This window comes from Streptomyces sp. P9-2B-2 (genome assembly GCF_030406865.1).
Taxonomy (GTDB): Bacteria; Actinomycetota; Actinomycetes; order Streptomycetales; family Streptomycetaceae; genus Streptomyces; species Streptomyces platensis.
This window is the reverse complement of sequence record NZ_CP129126.1, coordinates 5,902,272-5,921,268: the sequence shown is the minus strand read 5'-3', so window position 1 is coordinate 5,921,268 and position 18,997 is coordinate 5,902,272. Positions and strand designations below refer to the sequence as shown.

Genomic DNA, 18,997 nt, shown 5'->3' with positions numbered 1-18,997 from the left:
CTTCCGGCTCCTCAGCGCAGCTTGGGGTCGAGGGCGTCGCGCACCGCGTCGCCGAGCAGGATGAACGCCAGCACCGTGATGCTCAGCGCCCCCGCGGGCCACAGCAGCATGTGCGGCGCGCTGCGGATGTAGGGGGAGGCCGTGGAGATATCGATGCCCCAGGAGACGGTGGGCGGCTTCAGGCCCGCGCCGAGGTACGAGAGCGTCGCCTCCAGCGCGATGAAGGTGCCGAGGGCGATGGTGGCGACGACGATGACCGGCGCGACGGCGTTCGGCGCGATATGCCGCAGCAGCAGCCGCCGGTTGCCCGCGCCCAGCGCCCGCGCGGCCTGGACGTAGTCGTTCTGTTTGGCGGTGACGACGGAGCCGCGGGCGATACGGGAGATCTGCGGCCAGCCCAGCAGCACGATGAAGCCGACCACCGGCCAGACGGTGGGGCTGGTGACCATGGAGAGGAAGACCAGACCGCCGAGGATCACCGGGATGCCGAAGAAGATGTCGGCGAGCCGGGAGAGCAGGGTGTCGCCCCAGCCGCCGAAGAACCCGGCCAGGCCGCCCAGCAGGCTGCCGAGCAGCGCCGCACCGGTCGTGGCGCAGACGCCGACGGTGATGGAGGCGCGGGCGCCGTAGACGACCCGGGTGTAGACGTCCCGGCCCTGGGTGTCGAAGCCGAAGGGGTGGCCGGGCTGGGAGCCCTGCTGCGCCTTGGCGAGGTCGGCGCGGTAGGGGTTGCCGGTGGCGATCAGCTGCGGCCAGATCGCGATGACCACCAGGAAGAGGATGACCAGCGCGGAGAGCACGAAGACCGGGTTGCGGCACAGGTCGTGCCAGGCGTCGCTCCACAGGCTGCGCGGTTTGCCGACGGGGGCCCCGGGTGGCCCGCCGCCGGGCGGGGCCGCGCCGGGCCGCCGTTCCAGCGACTCCGCCTCGCCGATGGCCAGTGCGGCGGACCCGCCGTCGCCGTGGCCCATGGCTTCCTTGGGGACGTAGGACTCAGGCATAGCGGATCCTCGGGTCGAGGACGGCGTACAGCAGGTCGACGAGGAGGTTCGCGAGCAGGAAGACCAGCACCAGGATCGTCACGAAGCCCACGACGGTCGGGGAGTTCTGCCGCAGGATGCCCTGGTAGAGCTGGTATCCGACGCCGTGGATGTTGAAGATGCGCTCGGTGACGATCGCGCCGCCCATCAGGGCGCCGATGTCCGTGCCGATGAAGGTGACGACCGGGATCAGCGAATTGCGCAGCAGATGACGGGTGATGACCCGGTGCCGGGGCAGGCCCTTGGCGAGGGCGGTGCGGACGTAGTCGGCGCGGGCGTTCTCCGCGATCGAGGTCCGGGTCAGCCGGGTGACGTAGGCGAGCGAGACCAGGGCCAGCACCAGCCCCGGCAGCAGGAGTTCGTTCAGCGGCGCCTCGGGGGCGACGGACGGCGCGGCCCAGGCCCACTGCACCCCGAACAGGAACTGGAGCAGATAGCCGCTGACGAAGGTCGGGATGGACACCACGACGAGGGTGAGGACCAGCACCGTGGTGTCGATGTCCCGGCCGCGCCGCAGCCCGCTGAACACCCCCAGCACGATGCCCACCAGCATCTCGATGACGACGGCGACCAGGGCCAGCCGCAGCGTGACGGGAAAGGCGGAGGCCATCAGCTCGGTGACCGGCTGGCCGTTGAAGGCGGTGCCGAAATTCCCCTGGAAGATCTGGCCCATGTAGTGCAGATACTGCTTCCACAGCGGTTCATCGAGGTAGAGCTCGCGGCGGATCTGCGCGGCGGTGGCGGGGTCGGGCGCCCGGTCGCCGAACATCGCGGCCACGGGGTCGCCCAGGGCGTACACCATGAAGAAGATGAGGAAGGTGCTGCCGATGAACACCGGGATCATCTGGAGCAGCCGGCGGATCACATAGCGGCCCATGACGCACCGGCCTCCCTCGCCGTACGGCCCGTGGGCACGGTCAGTTGACCTTGATCTCGTTGTAGACCGGCACGCTGAACGGATTCAGTGCGACATTGCTGATCCGGTCCGAATAGCCGCCGCTGCCGTTCTGGTACCAGAGCGGAATGGCCGGCATCTGGGTGGCGAGGATTTTCTCCGCGTCCTGGAATGTCGCGACGGCCTTCCTCTGGTCCGTTTCCGCGTTCGCCTGGTTCACCAGCTTGTCGAAGGAGGCATTGCTGAACTTGCCGTCGTTGGCGGAGGCGTTGGTGTAGTACAGCGGCTGGAGGAAGTTCTGGATCAGCGGATAGTCCATCTGCCAGCCGGCCCGGAACGGCCCGCTCATCCGCCGGGCGGTGAGCTTGTTGCGGAAGTCGGCGAAGGTTCCGACGGGGGCCCCGACACATGCCTGGTCCTCTCCCAGCGACTTGTTGATGCTGTTGCAGAGGGCATCGATCCAGTCCTTGTGGGAGCCCGTATCGGCGTTGTACGCGAGGGTGACCCTGCCGCCGGGGAGTCCGCCGCCCTCTTTGATCAGCTGTTTCGCCTTGGCCGCGTGGAACTCACAGGCCTCGCCGCACAGCCCGGGCTTGTAGCCGCCCTTCGGCCCGAGCACCGGTGAGGTCCAGTCCGTGGCGGGCGTCCGGGTCTTCTGGAAGATCTCCCGGGTGATCTGGTCCCGGTCGATCGCCATCGACAGGCCCCGGCGCACCTTCTCCGCGCCCGGCCGCCCCCACCGCTTGTCGTACATGGGAAAGGCGAGGGTCTGGATGATCCCGGCCGGCTGATTGATATAGCGGCCGCCCAGATCCGCCCGTACATTCTTCAGCTGTGCGGCCGGCACATCGTCGACCAGATCGAGATTGCCCGCCTGGAGATCGGTATAGGCCGTGTTGTTGTCCGTGTAGACCCGCAGATCGATACCGCCGTTACGCGCCGGATCGTCCCCCGGATACTTGCCCCACTTCCGCATCCGCATCACCGACCCCTTTTCGTAGGAGTCCACGGTGTACGGCCCGTTGCCGACCGGCTTCTCGATCCAGGCGTCGTGGTCCCGGAAGAACGCCTGCGGCAGCGGCATGAAGGCCGCGTAGCCCAGAGTGTCCGGCCAGGTGGAGAACTTCTGGTTGAGCTTGACGGTGAAGGTCCTGTCGTCCTTCACCGCCAGCCCCGACAGGGTCTTGGCCTGCGGGCTCCCGGTGTCCGGATGCACCTGGGCGAAGCCGTCGATGTACTGGAAGAACGGTGCGTTCTTCTGCTTGTTGCTCAGCAGCGCGCCATAATTCCAGGCGTCCACGAAGGACTTGGCGGTGACCTTTTCCCCATTGCTGAAGGTCCAGCCGTCCTTCAGCGTCACCGTGAAATTCTGCGAATCCGTCGTCTCGATCCGGTCCGCGATCACATTCTCCGCGGCGCCCGTCTTCGGGTTGTAGCGCTTGAGCCCGCGGAACAGCATTTCCAGGACCTTGCCGCCCTGGACCTCATTGGTGTTCGCCGGCTCCAGCGGATTCTGCGGATCCCCCCAGGAGGCGCTGACCACACCGGAACGGCTCGCCCCGCTCCCGCCCCCGCACGCCGTGGCCACGAGGGCGACGGCGACGGCGGATGCGCCCCACTTCGCGCACGTGGCTCTCCGCATGACGCCTCCTCAGTCCGGAGCATGCCTAGGGCCACATAAGATCGCAAAGCCGGACGTACCGCACTCCGGCGGCGTCCGCCACTGCTCCGGAAACCTGAGAAACCCCTCGGATGCCCGATCGGGGAGTGAGCCGGGGAGGACGCCGCCCTGGTCCTGGGCGACACAGCCGGCCACCCACGACGAAGGGCGCCCCTCACGCAGAGGGGCGCCCCATCGTTCAGGCCGGGATACCGGCGGCAGCCGTTACCGCTTGGCGCGGGAAGCGGTGCGGCCGCGCTCCTTCTGGTCCAGGACGACCTTGCGGATACGCACGGCCTCCGGGGTCACCTCGACGCACTCGTCGTCGCGGCAGAACTCCAGGGACTGCTCCAGCGACAGCTTGCGCGGCGGCACGATCGCCTCGAACGAGTCGGCCGAGGCGGAGCGCATGTTGGTGAGCTTCTTCTCCTTGGTGATGTTCACGTCCATGTCGTCGGCGCGGGAGTTCTCACCGACGATCATGCCCTCGTACACCTCGGTGCCGGGCTCGGTGAACAGCACACCGCGCTCCTGGAGGTTCGTCATCGCGAAGGCGGTGACGGCACCGGAGCGGTCGGCGACCAGCGAGCCGTTGTTACGGGTGGAGAGCTGGCCGAACCACGGCTCGTGACCCTCGTGGATCGAGTGCGCGATACCGGTGCCGCGGGTGTTGGTCAGGAACTCCGTACGGAAGCCGATCAGGCCGCGGGACGGGACGACGAACTCCAGGCGGACCCAGCCGGAGCCGTGGTTGGACATGTTGTCCATCCGGCCCTTGCGGACACCCATCAGCTGGGTGACGGCGCCCATGTGCTCCTCGGGCACGTCGATGGTCATGCGCTCGACGGGCTCGTACGTCTTGCCGTCGACCTGCCTGGTGACCACCTGCGGCTTGCCGATGGTCATCTCGAAGCCCTCCCGGCGCATCTGCTCGACCAGGATGGCCAGCGCCAGCTCACCGCGGCCCTGCACCTCCCAGGCGTCGGGGCGCTCGGTCTCCAGGACGCGCAGCGAGACGTTACCGATCAGCTCGCGCTCCAGGCGGTCCTTGACCTGGCGGGCGGTGACCTTGCGGTCCTTGACCGCGGCCTTGGCGTCCGCGCCCTTACCGGTGCCGCCCCGGCCGACCAGCGGCGAGGTGTTGGTACCGATGGTCATGGAGATCGCCGGCTCGTCGACCGTGATCAGCGGCAGCGCGATCGGGTTCTCCGGGTCGGCGAGGGTCTCGCCGATCATGATGTCGGGGATACCGGCGACCGCGCAGATGTCGCCCGGCCCGGCCTTCTCGGCGGGCTTGCGGGTGAGCGCCTCGGTCATCATCAGCTCGGTGATGCGGACGTTGGCGACGGTGCCGTCCCGCTTGATCCACGCGACGCTCTGGCCCTTGGCCAGCTCACCCTGCTCGACACGGAGCAGCGCGATACGGCCGAGGAAGTTGTCCGCGTCCAGGTTGGTGACGTGCGCCTGAAGGGGGGCGTCGGCGTCGTACTGCGGGGCCGGGACGGAGTCCAGGAGCGTGGTGAAGAACGGCTCCAGGTTGGTGCTGTCGGCCGGGACGGTGCCGTCCTCCGGCTTGGTCAGCGAGGCCACGCCGTCACGGGCGCAGGCGTAGACGATCGGGAACTCGATCTGGTCCTCGTCCGCGTCCAGGTCCAGGAACAGGTCGTAGGTCTCGTTGACGACCTCGTCGATCCGGGAGTCGGGGCGGTCGGTCTTGTTGATGCACAGGATGACCGGCATCCGGGCCGCGAGGGCCTTGCGGAGCACGAAGCGGGTCTGCGGCAGCGGACCCTCGGAGGCGTCGACCAGCAGGACGACCGCGTCGACCATCGACAGACCGCGCTCGACCTCGCCACCGAAGTCGGCGTGGCCGGGGGTGTCGATGATGTTGATCGTGATCGGGTCCCCGCCGTCCTTGGGGTGATACTTCACCGCCGTGTTCTTGGCGAGGATCGTGATGCCCTTCTCACGCTCCAGGTCGTTGGAGTCCATCATCCGGTCGTCGAGCTTCTCGGCGGCGTGTTCGGCGAACGAACCGGCCTGCTTGAGCATGGCGTCGACGAGGGTGGTCTTCCCGTGGTCGACGTGGGCGACGATGGCGACGTTACGAATGTCGTGGCGGGTGGGCATACTGGCGGCGCTTCTCCCGGAATCGTGGGTGGCGACGCGTCCATTCGGTACGCGCGCCCGCCGGGCATAACGAAGCCACGGCCTCACCCCATCGTACGGGGCCGCGGCAGCATTGGCCGCCGCGGCCCGTACATATGCGCTATGACCTGCGGGTTCTTACCATTTATTCGCCCTGACGCCACCCCTACTTCCGGTAGCCGATGTCCTGGAAGCGGGGTGTGGCGAAGCCGAAGGCACCGACGTTGGCAAGCGACTTCTTCGTCGCCACCAGCTCGGGCCGCTGGTAGAGCGGAATCGACCCGGCGGCCGCCCAGATCCGGGCGTCGGCCTGCGCCACCAGCGTGTGCGAGGCACCCTCGTCCAGCTCGGAGGCGGCCTGGTCGAAGAGCTGGTCGATGTGGTCGGTGCCGACCCGGGTGTAGTTCTGCTCGACGGTCAGCGAGCCGTCGGGCGCGGGCTGCGGCTTGGCGTAGATCGGGCGGGCGTCGGTCGCCGGGTAGGCGGAGCCGGGCCAGGAGTACAGCGCCAGGTCGTAGTCGCCGGAGGCGATGTGGTCCTGGAAGTAGCTGGCGTCGGAGACCCGCTGGAGGGACGTCTGGACGCCGATCTTGCCGAGCATCGAGGCGATCCGCCGTCCGACGGTGCGCAGCTGCTCGGAGCCGGCGCCGTCGGGGAGCACGAAGCGCAGGGTGAGCGGCTTGCCGTTCTTCTTGACGGCGGCGATCCGGGACGTCTTGCCGTCGGCTGGCTGCGGTGCGGCCGCCGCGTCGGCGGCACGCTCGACGGCGGCGTGCCGGGCACCCGGGTGCCCGCCGGACCCCGGCAGCGGCCCGGCCTGTCCGGTCTCGACCCGCTCGGCGGCACCGAGCGCCTCCGCCGCCCGCTTCTTGTACCGCTTGTACTTGGCGTACGCCGAGGACTCGGTGTCACCGTCCGCGTCGGCCTTCTCACTGGCGGCCGCCTGCTTGTAGAACGAGGCGCTCTGCCGCAGCAGCGCGGACTGCTGGACCTCCGAGCCGACCGCGCCGGTGAAGGACAGCGGGGCCTCGGCGGCGGCCGGCCGGTCGCCCCGGCCGGGCGCACCGGCGTGGCCGTCGCGGGCGCGGGCCGGGTTGCGGTCGTCGGTGCCGTCCGGCCCGTCCTCCGCGGAGTCGTCCCGGTACCCGTCCTCGGCGTACCGGTCGTCCGGCCGCCCGTCGCCGTCCTCGTAGGCGCGCCCGTCGGGTGCCGGTGCGCCGGGGTTCTCGCCGGCCTGCTGGTGGCCGGTGCCGTCGCTCTTCCAGCCGGCGTCCGCGAGCAGCGCCTTGGCCGCCCCGGAGTCCTCTTCGCCGAGCGCGGCACTGTGGTCCGCGTAGCCGTACTGCCCGGCCATCAGCAGATGGCTGCCGAGCGGCTTCGACGGCAGGTCGAGCGGCTTGAGGACGGTGTCCGCGAGCGCCTGCCGGTCCAGGGCCCGGGCCACCGCCCGGCGCACCCGGTCGTCGGCCAGCGGCCCGCTGCTGCCGTTGAGGGCGAGCTGGGTGTAGGCGGGCTCCAGCGCCTTGCGGATGGCGTAGCCGCGCAGGGCGGAGTTCTCCGCCGCGGCGGCCTTGGCGCCGGTACGGGCACCGGACCGGGCGCCGTCGGCCTGCGGGCCCGCGTGGCCGTCGGCGGGCGAGCCGGAGGCGGCCGGACGCCGGGCGGAGGCGACCCGCTTCGCGGCGATCTGGTCGACCGCGGCGACATCGACGCTGCCCTCGGCCAGCGCCGCGGCCCGCTTGTCGCCGGGTAGGGACTGCAGCACGATCCGCTTGAGCTTGGCGGGCTCGCCCCACCACCGCGGGTTGCGGGTGAGGATGACGCGCCCCTCCTTGGTGTCCCGCTTCTGGACGAGGAACGGGCCGGCGCCGGCCTTGAGCTGCTCCCGCGCGCCGTCGTTGAAGGCGTTGGCGCTGCCCATCACGCTGTTCGGGTAGAGCGGGGTGAACAGGGACCGCCAGTCGGCGTAGGGGCGGGCGAAGGTGACCTTGACCTCATGGGCGTTCGCGCCCTGCTGGACCTTGCCGATCCGGTCGTAGCCGGCGTTCCGGGCGGTCCAGTAGGCGTTGTTCTTGCCGCGCAGCGCGGTCCACTGGGCGACGAAGTCGGCGGCGGTGATCGCCCTGCCGTCGCTCCACCGCGCCTTGGGGTTGATCTTGTAGGTGACGACCTGCTTGGGGTCCCGGGTGCTGATGTCCGCGGCGTCGAGGAAGTCGGCGTTGCGCTGCGGTCTGCCGCTCGCGTCGATGGTGAACATGCTGGGCAGCACCGCACCGGCGATCCGCGCGGTGGTCGCGTCGGCGTCGGACTGGAAGGCGTTGAAAGTGCCGGGCATCGCGTCGACGGCCCAGCGCAGGGTGCCGCCGTTCTTCAGGTCGCCGCGGGGTGCCGGGGCGATGTCCTGGGACGCCGCGACGGACGCCTCCCGGTCGTCTTCGCTGCATCCGGTCAGTACCGGCAGCGGGAGCAGCACCCCCGCCGCGATGAGCGCGGCACAGCGGCGTCTGCGGCACACCGCGCGGCGGCCTGCAAGGTGATCGTGGTCGGTCATGACGGTTACCTCCGGGCTCGCCCGCGCCGCGCCGCGCACCGCCTGGGGTTGACCGGCGCACCACGTTCGGCCGATTTTGCGGCTCATCACATCTATGGCACCCCTACTGAATGCGACCGCGCCCGGACCGGCAGTCCGACACGGCGGCCGCCGCACCAAGGCCACCCGCCCGGCCCAACACAGGGCCCCCGGGGCGGGTCACGGCGGGGTTCGCGGGGGTGCGGGCCGCCGTCCGCCACCGCCCGTTCCCGTATCGGCGTTCGACCTACGCCGGGGCGCATGGTTACCGGAACGCACCGGTTCGAGTCGTAATCGCGCTGGACCCCTTCCCAACGCCTACTGTGACGCGCGACACTCTCGGGCGCATGAGATCGCCCACCACACCTTCAAAAAGTGAGGGCACGTTATATGTCCCTACAGGACGCAATGACGGCGGTTGAGCGCAGCCTGGACGACCTGATCCGGTCGGTGGGAAAACTGGAGACGCAGCTCGGCGCCGGCCTGGACATCCGCCGGGTCCGTACGGACACCGACCATCTGCGCGAGAGTCTCACCCTGCTGAAGCAGAGCGTGGCGGCCGCTCCTCCCGCCCACCGGCGCGCGCCCGACGTCGAGATGGTGCCGATCTCCGACGCCCCCTACAACTCCGCGCTGTGGACCGACGCCCAGGACGAGGGTCTCGGCTCCCGGAACGGCCACGCGCCCTAGGGGAAATCCCCTGGTGGAGGCCCCTTAGGGGGTGGCTTCGCCCCACTCAGCCCCTACCCCGTTGCCGCCCCGGTGGAAGCATTCCGGCCGGAGCGCCTTTCACGGAGACCGACGTTGGCCACTGGCACCGAACCCTCATCGCAAGCGGGCGCGACCGGCGTGCACACCGCCTCGCGCGCCGCCATCCCCGCCCGTCATCTGCGCACCGACCGCTGGTGGCTGGCGCCGGCGTGCACCGCCGCCGGGCTGCTCGCGTTCATCGTCTACTCGACCTGGCGGGCCTTCTCGAACGCCGACTACTACGCCGCGCCCTATGTCTCGCCGTTCTACTCGCCGTGCCTGGCGGAGAACTGCCACACCATGCGCGGCGGCCCCAACTGGGAGATCTTCGGCAGCTGGTGGGGCCTGTCCCCCGCCCTGCTGATCCTGATCTTCCCGCTGGGTTTCCGGCTGACCTGCTACTACTACCGCAAGGCCTACTACCGCGGCTTCTGGGCCTCGCCGCCGGCCTGCGCGGTCGCCGAACCGCACAAGAAGTACACCGGTGAGACCCGCTTCCCGCTGATCCTCCAGAACATCCACCGCTACTTCTTCTACTTCGCGGTGCTGGTGGCCTGCGTGCTGACCTACGACACCGCGCTGACCTTCCGTGACGCGCACTACGCCTGGGGCCACATGGGCCTGGGCACCCTCATCTTTCTCGTCAACATCGCGCTGATCTGGACGTACACCCTCTCCTGCCACTCCTGCCGGCACATCATCGGCGGCCGGCTGCGGCACTTCTCCAAGCACCCGGTGCGCTACCGGATGTGGGGCTGGGTCGGCAGGCTCAACGAGCGGCACATGCTGCTCGCCTGGTCCTCCCTGATCAGCGTGGCCGCCGCGGACTTCTATGTCTTCCTGCTGGCCAGCGGGGCGTTCGCGGACCCGCGCTTCTTCTGACGACAACATCTCCTAAGGAAAGGTGTGCCCCCTGATGGCGCATGTGGACCGGCAGGCATGGGACGTGGTCGTGGTGGGCGCCGGCGGCGCCGGACTGCGGGCCGCGATCGAGGCCCGCGAAGCCGGTATGCGGACGGCCGTGATCTGCAAGTCCCTGTTCGGCAAGGCCCATACGGTGATGGCCGAGGGCGGTATCGCGGCCAGCATGGGCAACGCCAACGAGCATGACAACTGGCAGGTCCACTTCCGGGACACCATGCGCGGCGGCAAATTCCTCAACCAGTGGCGGATGGCCGAGCTGCACGCCCGGGAGGCGCCCGACCGGGTGTGGGAGCTGGAGACCTGGGGCGCGCTCTTCGACCGCACCGCCGACGGCCGGATCTCCCAGCGCAACTTCGGCGGCCACGAGTACCCGCGGCTGGCGCATGTCGGCGACCGTACGGGCCTGGAGCTGATCCGCACCCTCCAGCAGAAGATCGTCTCGCTCCAGCAGGAGGACGAGAAGGAATTCGGCGCGCACGACGCCCGGTTGAAGGTCTTCCAGGAGTGCACGGTCACCCGCGTCCTCAAGACAGACGGCCGGGTGTCCGGCGCGTTCTGCTACGAGCGGGAGTCCGGCCGCTTCTTCGTGCTGGAGGCCCCGGCGGTGGTGCTGGCCACCGGCGGTATCGGCAAGTCCTTCAAGGTGACCTCGAACTCCTGGGAGTACACCGGCGACGGCCACGCGCTGGCGCTGCTGGCCGGGGCGCCGCTGATCAACATGGAGTTCGTGCAGTTCCACCCGACCGGCATGGTCTGGCCGCCGTCGGTGAAGGGCATCCTCGTCACCGAGTCCGTCCGCGGCGACGGCGGGGTGCTGCGCAACAGCGAGGGCAAGCGCTTCATGTTCGACTACGTCCCGGACGTCTTCAAGGAGAAGTACGCGGAGACCGAGGACGAGGGCGACCGCTGGTACGAGGACCCCGAGCACAACCGCCGCCCGCCCGAGCTGCTGCCCCGCGACGAGGTGGCGCGGGCCATCAACTCCGAGGTCAAGGCGGGCCGCGGCTCCCCGCACGGCGGCGTCTATCTGGATGTCTCCACCCGGATGCCGGCCGAGGTGATCAAACGCCGGCTGCCGTCCATGCACCACCAGTTCAAGGAACTGGCGGATGTGGACATCACCGCCGAACCGATGGAGGTCGGCCCGACCTGTCACTACGTGATGGGCGGGGTGGACGTCGATCCGGACACCGCGGCGGCGACCGGGGTGCCGGGGCTGTTCGCGGCCGGTGAGGTGGCCGGCGGGATGCACGGCTCCAACCGGCTGGGCGGCAACTCGCTGTCCGATCTGCTGGTCTTCGGCCGCCGGGCCGGGCTGCACGCGGCCGAGTACGCGGCGTCGCAGGCCGACCGGCCGGTGCCCGACCCCCTCCAGATCGACGCGGCGGAGGCGGAGGCGCTGCGCCCGTTCAGCGCCGAGGACACCGGGGACGGCGCGGACGCCGGCCGGGTCCCGGCGGAGAACCCGTACACCCTGCACCAGGAGCTCCAGCAGGCGATGAACGACCTGGTCGGCATCATCCGCAAGGAGAGCGAGATGTTCGAGGCGCTCAAGCGGCTGGCCGATCTGCGGGTACGGGCCCGGCGGGCCGGCGTCGAGGGGCACCGGCAGTACAACCCGGGCTGGCATCTGTCGCTCGATCTGCGGAACATGCTGCTGGTCAGCGAGTGTGTGGCGCGGGCGGCGCTGGAGCGCGAGGAGAGCCGGGGCGGGCACACCCGCGACGACCATCCGGCGATGGACCGGCTCTGGCGCCAGATCAACCTGGTCTGTGAACTCGCCGATCCGCAGGGCGATTCCCGGGCCGCCGACCCGGCGCTGGGCCAGATCCGGCTGTCCCGCCGGGAGAACCCGCCGATCCGCCGCGATCTGCTGGAACTGTTCGAGAAGGACGAGCTGGCGAAGTATCTGACCGACGAGGAGCTGAGCCGGTGAGCCAGGCGCAGACAGAGCAGCAGTCCGGGACCTACCAGGCGCACTTCCGGGTGTGGCGGGGCGACGCGGACGCCGGGGAGCTGGCGGATTTCACCGTCGAGGTGCACGAGGGCGAGGTGGTGCTGGACATCGTGCACCGGCTCCAGGCGACCCAGGCGCCGGATCTCGCGGTGCGCTGGAACTGCAAGGCGGGCAAGTGCGGTTCGTGCAGCGCGGAGATCAACGGGCGGCCGCGGCTGATGTGTATGACCCGGATGTCGGTCTTCGCGCGTACGGAGACCCTCACGATCACCCCGCTGCGGGCCTTCCCGGTCGTGCGTGACCTGGTCACCGATGTGTCCTTCAACTACGCCAAGGCCCGGGAGATCCCGTCGTTCGTGCCGCCTCCGGAGCTGGCGCCCGGTGAGTACCGCATGCAGCAGGAGGACGTCGGCCGCTCCCAGGAGTTCCGTAAGTGCATCGAGTGCTTCCTGTGCCAGGACACCTGCCATGTGGTGCGGGACCACGAGGAGAACAAGGCGGCGTTCGCCGGTCCGCGCTTCCTGATGCGGATCGCCGAGCTCGATATGCATCCGCTGGACGCGGCGCCGGAGGCGGGGCTCGACCGCAAGGCCACCGCGCAGGACGAGCACGGGCTGGGCTACTGCAACATCACCAAGTGCTGTACCGAGGTCTGCCCCGAGAACATCAAGATCACCGACAATGCGCTGATCCCGCTGAAGGAGCGCGCCGCGGACCGTAAGTACGACCCGCTGGTGTGGCTCGGGAACAAGATCCGGCGCCGTAGCGAATGATCCGGTGACGGACGTGGCGCGGGGGCCGGGTGTCATACCCGGCCCCCGCGCCGCGTCCGCCGCCCGTTGCTCAGAACAGGCTCAGCAGGGCCTCCGCCGGATCCACCGCCGCCGACTCCCCGTCGGGCAGGGCGAGTTCGAACCACACGGTCTTGCCGCGCGGGGTGCGGCGGCTGCCCCAGCCCTCGCTCAGCAGACCGACCAGCTGGAGTCCGCGGCCGCCCTCGTCGGTGTCGCGGGCCCGGCGGCGGCGCGGCTGGGCGAGATCGGCGTCCCAGACCTCGCAGACCAGCGAGCGGTCCAGCAGCAGCCGCAGCCGGATCTCGCCGTGGCCGTGCCGCAGTGCGTTGGTCACCAGCTCGCTGACCAGCAGCTCCGTGGTGTCGACCAGGTCCTGAAGGCCCCAGTCCACGAGCTGCTCGCGGGCCAGTTCCCGGGCGCGGGCCACCGAACGGGCCTCCGGCGCCAGATTCCAGTCGCCCACCGCGTCCTTGGGCAGCCCCTGCACCCGCGCCATCAGCAGTGCGATGTCGTCCTCGCCGTGCGAGGTGTCCAGGGCGTTCAGGACGTGGTCGCAGGCGTCCTCCAGCGGGCGGTCGGCGCCCGAGAGGGCCGTACGGAACGCCCGCAGCCCCTCGTCCAGCGGATGGTGGCGGGACTCCACGAGGCCGTCGGTGTAGAGCGCCAGCAGCGCGCCGTCCGGCAGCTCGACCTCGATCTCCTCGAACGGTTCTCCTCCGACGCCCAGCGGCATCCCCGGGGGGACGTCGAGCAGCAGCGCGTCCTCCCCGTCCTCGACCAGGACCGGCGGCAGATGCCCGGCGTTGGCGAACGTACAGCGCCGGGTGACCGGGTCGTAGACGGCGTAGACACAGGTGGCGAGGTAGACCTCGGAGAGGTCGGCGGTACGGGCCGAGCGCCCCGTCTCCGGCGCGGCGTCGGCGGTTCCGGACCGGCCGCGGGCGGACCGGGACTGGGACCGGCCGTCGCCGTCGCCGCCGAGCCCGCGGGCGATCTCGTCCAGTGCCGAGAGCACCTCGGCCGGTTCCAGGTCCAGCAGCGCCAGCGTGCGGACGGCGGTGCGCAGTTCGCCCATGGCCACGGCGGCGCGCAGTCCGCGCCCCATGACGTCGCCGACGACCAGGGCCGTGCGGTGGCCGGGGAGTTCGATGACATCGAACCAGTCGCCGCCGACCTCGGTGGCGGTGGTGCCGGGCAGATAGCGGCAGGCGATGTCCAGGCCGGCCGCCTCCGGGTCGCCGGGCGGCAGCAGACTGCGCTGCAATATCAGCGCGCGTTCGTGCTCCCGGCGGTAGAGGCGGGCGTTGTCGATACAGACCGCGGCGCGCGCGGCCAGCTCGACGGCGAGCGCGGTGTCACGCTCCCCGAACGGCTCGCTGCCCTTCGTACGGGAGAACTGCACCAGCCCGACGACGGTGTCCCTGGCGACCATCGGCACGGCGAGGGTGGAGTGCACCACCGCGCCCAGCTCGGGGCCTTCGTCGCTCTCCCGGGCCGGGATGATCTGTGCCTGGGCGGTACGCAGGGCGCCCGCGCAGGGGGAGTTGAAGGGGTAGCGGTGGACCGCGCCGACCGCGACCGGGCCGGGTGTGTCGCCGAGGACACCGGGGGCGGTGGCGAGCGGGGCGTCCGAGACGGCGCTGGCGAAGGCGACCCGGCGCAGCTCGGCGCTGCCGTCGCTGGTGCCGGGCGGGGCCTCGTCACCGGCCAGCAGGCCCTGATAGAGGTCCACCGAGGCCAGATCGCAGAACTGCGGGACGGCGACGTCCAGCAGTGTGCGGGCGGTGGTCTCCAGGTCGAGGGAGTTGCCTATCCGGGCGCCGGCCTCGTTGAGCAGGGCGAGGTTGCGGCGGGCGTTGGCGGCATCGCGCTCGGCCCGGCGCCGGCCGGTGACATCGGCGGCGAGCGCCGCGACCCCGATGGGGCGGCCGCTGGCGCCGTGCAGGCGGTAGAGCGACACCGACCAGCGGCGGTGCTCCTCGTCGTTGGACGGCAGGCCGACCAGCTGCATCTCGGCGACCGGCTCGCCGGTGTCCAGGACGCGGTGCAGCGCGGCGGTCATCCGCTCGGCCTCGGACCGCGGCAGGAAGTCGTGCGGCCCGCAGCCGCGGTACTTGCTGGCGGGGCCGCCGAAGACCGAGGCGAACCGCTCGTTGACCCGCAGCAGCTTCAGGTCCGTGCCGAACAGGGTGAAGCCCATGGGAGATTGACCGAAAACGGCCTGCGAGGCGGCGAGGTCGGTTTCGATGCCGCGCAGCGCCCGGACATCGACGACCAGACAGACCGCGGCGCGTTCACCGTCCTCGTTGCGGGACGGCATCACATAGATCTCGGCGAGGCCGTCGGCCGTGCCGTTCACTTCCCTGCGGTAGGGCACCAGGCCGGTCCACTCCCGGCCGTCGAGTATCTCGGACACCTTGCGGTGCCCGGTCTCCCGCAACTCCCGGGGGACGAACGCCTCGACGGGGTCCTTGCCGAGCGCGTAACGGGCGGGGATGCCGAGCATCTGCTCCGCGCGCTCGCTCCACTGCTCGATCCGCCCGTCGGGGCCGAGCGAGAAGGAGGCCACCCGGATGTAGTCGTAGATCGATCCGGGCCGGCTGCTCTGCCATACGGGCGGACCTTGCAGTGCGCGCAGGGGCGGACGGCCACCTGGGTCGCCGGGGCTGTCCGCACCGCCCTGACCTTCGGCCTGCGCGGGTTCTGCCCCGCCAGATGACATGTTGCTCACGAGCCCCGTCCCCTCCAGCTCATCGTGCCCGGACCGGACCAGCTCGAGTATCCAATACCCCGGCTATCCGGAACACGGTCTTCACGATCACAGCACAGTCTCGATCGCAGCCCGTCGACAAAATGTCGATGGAATGGCAACGATCAGGACTTTCATCTGTCTCCTAACCAGCCACCGACAGCTCGAACCACACTGTCTTACCGCTCTTTCCGCGCCGGGTCCCCCACCGTCGCGAACTGCACGCGACCAGCTGCAATCCACGGCCTCCCTCGTCGTCGGGAGCGGCGTCACGCTCCAGCGGCGGGTCGGGCAGCGGATCGGAGACCTCGACCAGCAGCCCGTCGGAGCTGAGCAGCACCATACGGACCCCGATCGGCCCGCTGGCATGGCGCAGGGAGTTGGTGACGAGCTCGCTGACGAGTAGTACGGCCATATCGGCGGCGCCGTTCAGGCCCCAGTCGTCCATGACCCGCCGGACGGCCGTGCGGGCGGTGCGCACCGCACCGGGGTCGGCCGGAAAGCTCCATTCAGCGGTGGCGGAACCGGCGGCCTTGGTGCGCCTGCGAGCGCTGCCGGAGCCGGGCTCAGGGACCCCTGCCGCTGCGCTGTCGCTCACGCCGATCACATCCCAGCACGATGACTCCCCGTCGTCTTGTCTGCGTCGATGGGGTCAATCTGGACATACCCGGTATCCCGCCCCGCATATCGCCTACGGCGGTGCACTGTGGCACAAATGAAACATATTGCGGCGGGGGGCTGGTGGTTCTGGGTGCGGGGAGGCCGGATACGGGCAGGGCCGGGTGCGCGCGGGCAGGACGCAGGCAGGCGTGGGCGGGACGCGGGCGCGTTCGGGCAGGGTGCGGCCGACTGGGGCTCGTTACCGCCGTACGCCGGTCGCGCCGGCCGGGGCCGCCAGTCGGCGCATCGCCTCGGCGACCGCCGGGCGGTCCTGGTCCAGCCAGTCGACCTGGTTCTCCTCGCCGGGCAGCAGCCAGCGCAGCTCGTCATGGTCCTGGAGCGGCCGCGGCTCCCCGGACAGCAGCCGGGCCGTCCACACCTGAAGGACATAGCCGGGGCGCAGTATCCACTCGCCCGGAATCCGCTCCAGGGCCGCGGCCTCGACACCCAGCTCCTCGCGCAGCTCACGCTCCAGCGCCTGCTCGGGTGTCTCGTCGTCCTCCACCTTGCCGCCGGGCAGCTCCCAGCGGCCGGCCAGCGCGGGCGGTGCGCTGCGCCGGGCGGCCAGCAGCCGCCCGCGCTCGCACACCGCTCCGCCCACCACTACGCGCACGGTCGTCATGCGCGGCAGCCTACGTGCCCCGCTCTGGTCCCGCTTCCCGCCCGTCGCCTCTCAGGTCGCCGCGCGGTCGGCCTTCTCGACCACGTAGAGCTGCTGGCGGCCGCGCGTCTCGAGCCGGTCGGCCACCCGCTCCGCCTCCGCCCGGGTGGCATACCGCCCTACGCGATAGCGGTTGCCCCCTTCGTCCTGGCGGATGACGAGCCAGGGGAGCACGGCTCCACCCTCAGTCATTGCGCCCCTCCGTCCGCCGGATAGCGCGCCGTCACGCGCTCCTGGTCTGCTGATGCCGAAATCGCAATCCGCATATGCCCGAGCCTACGCCCGACCTTCACTCAGCGGATATGGATTTACACAAAGAGGTACCGAACCGGCCACCCGCGGGCCCCGGCGAACCGGAAGCGGCCTGCGAGTGGCCGGTGGGGCCCGAGTGACTCGGGCAGACGTATCGGCGCCGACGGCGCGGGAGCGGGGCTCAGGCCCCGACGGAGGCCTTGACCCCTTCGGTCTCCTCGGCCGCTTCGGCCTCTTCCGCCGCCTGGATCTCGGCCTCGGCCTGGATCAGCGTCGGGTTGCGCCAGGAGCTGCGCACGCCCCAGTAGTAGAAGGCGAGTCCGATCAGGGCGACCAGGACGAGGTCCCAGCCCTCGGGCAGATAGCCCTTACCGCCGAACTCCTTGCCGCCCATGTACGAGACGGCGGCCATGACCAGCAGATACGCCACCATCCAGGCGCCGGCCTTCAGATGCGGGCGCAGTGCGGCCCACGGCTTGCGGCCCTGGGTCAGCGGCTTGCCGATCTCGTACCAGGCCCAGACCGGGAGTCCGACGGCCATGATCAGGATGACCTTGCCGGTGAGCGGCCAGCGGCCCCAGTAGAGGACCAACGAGCCGAAGATCATCGCGATCGGCGCGATCACCGGCATCGCCTTCAGCTTCACCGGGCGCTTGAGGTCCGGCGAGACGCGGCGCAGCGACATCACCGCGACCGGGCCGGTGATGTACGAGATGACCGTGGCCACCGAGACGATCTCGGCGAGCGAGCCCCAGCCGCGGAAGACGGCGAGGAACAGGAAGGCGATCACGAGGTTGAGCAGCAGCGCGGGGCGCGGCACACCGGTCTTCTTGTCCACCTTGCCGAAGATGCCCGGCAGATGACCGTTCTCCTGCACACCGTGGATCATGCGCGAGGTGGTGGCCGCGTAGATCATGCCGGTGCCGGACGGCGAGACAAAGGCGTCCGCGTACAGCAGCAGCGCCAGCCAGTTCAGGCCCCAGGCGATGGCGAGGTCGGCGAGCGGCGAGTTGAAGCCGAGTCCGGCCCAGCCGCCGCCGGCGGTCAGCTTGTCGCCGGGTACCGCCATCAGGAACGCGACCTGGAGCGCGACATAGATGACCAGCGCGATCACGATCGACCAGATCACGGCCTTGGGCAGCGACCGGCCGGGGTTACGGGCCTCGGCGGCGAGGTTCAGCGGGGACTGGAAGCCGTTGTAGGCCCAGACGATGCCGGAGACGGCGACGGCGGTGAAGACCGAGCTCCAGCCGTTGGGCGTGAAGCCACCGTGGTGAACGATGTTGCCGGTGTCGAAGTGCGCCAGCATCAGCGCGCCCGCGGTCATGGCCGGGACGACGACCTTGAAGACCGTGATCGCGGTGTTGGTCTTCGCGAACAGCGAGATCGCGAACCAGTTGAGGAAGAAGTAGAAGATCAGCAGCACGCTGGCGAGCCCGACACCGGTGCCGGTCAGCTCCTTGCCGTCGTACAGCGCCTGCGCCCAGCCGAAGTCCCAGGAACTCATGTACTGGACCGAGGCGGTGGCCTCACCCGGGATGACCGAGACGATCGCGATCCAGTTGGCCCAGGCCGCGAGGTAGCCGGCGAGTGAGCCGTGGGAGTACTGGCCGTAGCGGACCATGCCGCCGGCCTTGGGGAACATCGAGCCGAGCTCGGTGTAGGTGAGGGCGATCGTCAGAGCGACCACCGCTCCGATGATCCAGGCGAGGATCGCGGCAGGGCCGGCGATGGCGGCGGCCCGCTCGGCTCCGAAGAGCCAGCCGGAACCGATGATGGACCCGAGACCAGTGGCGGTCAGGGCGATGGTCCCGAGGGACCGACGGTAGTTCGAGTGCGCGCCCTGCTCCGCACTCGGGGTCTTCGTCGTGCTCACGTGCTGGTCTCCTGGTCTTCCCCCGTGCCGTGCACAAACTTCGCCATCGTAAGAGCGAATCG

Annotated in this window: 14 protein-coding genes; 4 read left to right on the top strand and 10 right to left on the bottom strand. The window is 70.2% G+C overall.

From position 1 onward, the window contains the following. Positions 1 to 11 precede the first annotated feature (11 nt). The 5 genes from QT196_RS26170 to QT196_RS26150 all read right to left on the bottom strand — a co-directional run bounded on the left by QT196_RS26170 (position 12) and on the right by QT196_RS26150 (position 8,294). Positions 12 to 1,001, bottom strand: coding sequence for an ABC transporter permease (locus QT196_RS26170; RefSeq protein ID WP_168481231.1), 990 nt, complete (start codon positions 999 to 1,001; stop codon positions 12 to 14). Further along, complete coding sequence (locus QT196_RS26165) at positions 994 to 1,917, bottom strand: ABC transporter permease (protein WP_168481230.1); 924 nt, start codon at positions 1,915 to 1,917, stop codon at positions 994 to 996. The genes QT196_RS26170 and QT196_RS26165 overlap by 8 nt, the downstream gene beginning before the upstream one ends. Before the next feature lie 40 nt (positions 1,918 to 1,957). After that, a complete protein-coding gene (locus tag QT196_RS26160) occupies positions 1,958 to 3,577 on the bottom strand; it encodes an ABC transporter substrate-binding protein (protein ID WP_266733684.1) in 1,620 nt (539 codons plus the stop codon). A 243-nt stretch (positions 3,578 to 3,820) separates the two neighbouring features. Then, the gene (gene typA, locus QT196_RS26155; protein ID WP_168481228.1) at positions 3,821 to 5,725 is read right to left on the bottom strand and encodes a translational GTPase TypA; all 1,905 of its coding nucleotides are present in this window, start codon (positions 5,723 to 5,725) and stop codon (positions 3,821 to 3,823) included. Between the two features lie 184 nt (positions 5,726 to 5,909). Then, complete coding sequence (locus QT196_RS26150; protein WP_290355808.1) at positions 5,910 to 8,294, bottom strand: ABC transporter substrate-binding protein; 2,385 nt, start codon at positions 8,292 to 8,294, stop codon at positions 5,910 to 5,912. A 408-nt stretch (positions 8,295 to 8,702) separates the two neighbouring features. On the opposite strand from QT196_RS26150, the gene QT196_RS26145 reads away from it, so the two are divergent. The 4 genes from QT196_RS26145 to QT196_RS26130 all read left to right on the top strand — a co-directional run bounded on the left by QT196_RS26145 (position 8,703) and on the right by QT196_RS26130 (position 12,716). Next, positions 8,703 to 9,002, top strand: a complete 300-nt coding sequence (locus tag QT196_RS26145; protein ID WP_085925054.1) for a hypothetical protein — start codon at positions 8,703 to 8,705, stop codon at positions 9,000 to 9,002. Positions 9,003 to 9,116: 114 nt separating this feature from the next. Beyond that, the gene (locus QT196_RS26140) at positions 9,117 to 9,944 is read left to right on the top strand and encodes a hypothetical protein (RefSeq protein WP_266733691.1); all 828 of its coding nucleotides are present in this window, start codon (positions 9,117 to 9,119) and stop codon (positions 9,942 to 9,944) included. Between the two features lie 34 nt (positions 9,945 to 9,978). Then, complete coding sequence (locus QT196_RS26135; RefSeq protein ID WP_168481224.1) at positions 9,979 to 11,922, top strand: fumarate reductase/succinate dehydrogenase flavoprotein subunit; 1,944 nt, start codon at positions 9,979 to 9,981, stop codon at positions 11,920 to 11,922. Continuing rightward, a complete protein-coding gene (locus QT196_RS26130) occupies positions 11,919 to 12,716 on the top strand; it encodes a succinate dehydrogenase/fumarate reductase iron-sulfur subunit (protein WP_168481223.1) in 798 nt (265 codons plus the stop codon). The genes QT196_RS26135 and QT196_RS26130 overlap by 4 nt, the downstream gene beginning before the upstream one ends. A 70-nt stretch (positions 12,717 to 12,786) precedes the next feature. Here QT196_RS26130 and QT196_RS26125 read toward each other — a convergent pair whose 3' ends face one another. From QT196_RS26125 to QT196_RS26105, 5 genes are all read right to left on the bottom strand, one after another. Beyond that, positions 12,787 to 15,459, bottom strand: coding sequence for a SpoIIE family protein phosphatase (locus tag QT196_RS26125; protein ID WP_248001657.1), 2,673 nt, complete (start codon positions 15,457 to 15,459; stop codon positions 12,787 to 12,789). 172 nt (positions 15,460 to 15,631) lie between these two features. Further along, on the bottom strand, positions 15,632 to 16,093 hold the full coding sequence (locus QT196_RS26120; protein WP_266733694.1) for an ATP-binding protein: 462 nt from the start codon (positions 16,091 to 16,093) through the stop codon (positions 15,632 to 15,634). 252 nt (positions 16,094 to 16,345) lie between these two features. Next, positions 16,346 to 16,768 (bottom strand): (deoxy)nucleoside triphosphate pyrophosphohydrolase, encoded by a 423-nt coding sequence (locus QT196_RS26115; RefSeq protein ID WP_211117422.1) that lies wholly within the window; start codon positions 16,766 to 16,768, stop codon positions 16,346 to 16,348. 51 nt (positions 16,769 to 16,819) lie between these two features. Then, positions 16,820 to 16,999 (bottom strand): SPOR domain-containing protein, encoded by a 180-nt coding sequence (locus tag QT196_RS26110; protein WP_018089368.1) that lies wholly within the window; start codon positions 16,997 to 16,999, stop codon positions 16,820 to 16,822. Between the two features lie 241 nt (positions 17,000 to 17,240). Next, entirely contained in the window at positions 17,241 to 18,935 is a 1,695-nt protein-coding gene (locus tag QT196_RS26105) for an APC family permease (RefSeq protein WP_168481221.1), read from the bottom strand. Between the last annotated feature and the right edge of the window lie 62 nt (positions 18,936 to 18,997).

Excerpts from the sequence above, each read along its gene's own strand:
- QT196_RS26145 (WP_085925054.1), top strand. The coding sequence starts at position 8,703 with ATGTCCCTACAGGACGCAATGACGGCGGTTGAGCGCAGCCTGGACGAC.
- QT196_RS26170 (WP_168481231.1), bottom strand. The coding sequence starts at position 1,001 with ATGCCTGAGTCCTACGTCCCCAAGGAAGCCATGGGCCACGGCGACGGC.
- QT196_RS26115 (WP_211117422.1), bottom strand. The coding sequence starts at position 16,768 with ATGACGACCGTGCGCGTAGTGGTGGGCGGAGCGGTGTGCGAGCGCGGG.
- typA (WP_168481228.1), bottom strand. The coding sequence starts at position 5,725 with ATGCCCACCCGCCACGACATTCGTAACGTCGCCATCGTCGCCCACGTC.
- QT196_RS26135 (WP_168481224.1), top strand. The coding sequence starts at position 9,979 with ATGGCGCATGTGGACCGGCAGGCATGGGACGTGGTCGTGGTGGGCGCC.
- QT196_RS26160 (WP_266733684.1), bottom strand. The coding sequence starts at position 3,577 with ATGCGGAGAGCCACGTGCGCGAAGTGGGGCGCATCCGCCGTCGCCGTC.
- QT196_RS26165 (WP_168481230.1), bottom strand. The coding sequence starts at position 1,917 with ATGGGCCGCTATGTGATCCGCCGGCTGCTCCAGATGATCCCGGTGTTC.
- QT196_RS26125 (WP_248001657.1), bottom strand. The coding sequence starts at position 15,459 with ATGTCATCTGGCGGGGCAGAACCCGCGCAGGCCGAAGGTCAGGGCGGT.
- QT196_RS26150 (WP_290355808.1), bottom strand. The coding sequence starts at position 8,294 with ATGACCGACCACGATCACCTTGCAGGCCGCCGCGCGGTGTGCCGCAGA.
- QT196_RS26110 (WP_018089368.1), bottom strand. The coding sequence starts at position 16,999 with ATGACTGAGGGTGGAGCCGTGCTCCCCTGGCTCGTCATCCGCCAGGAC.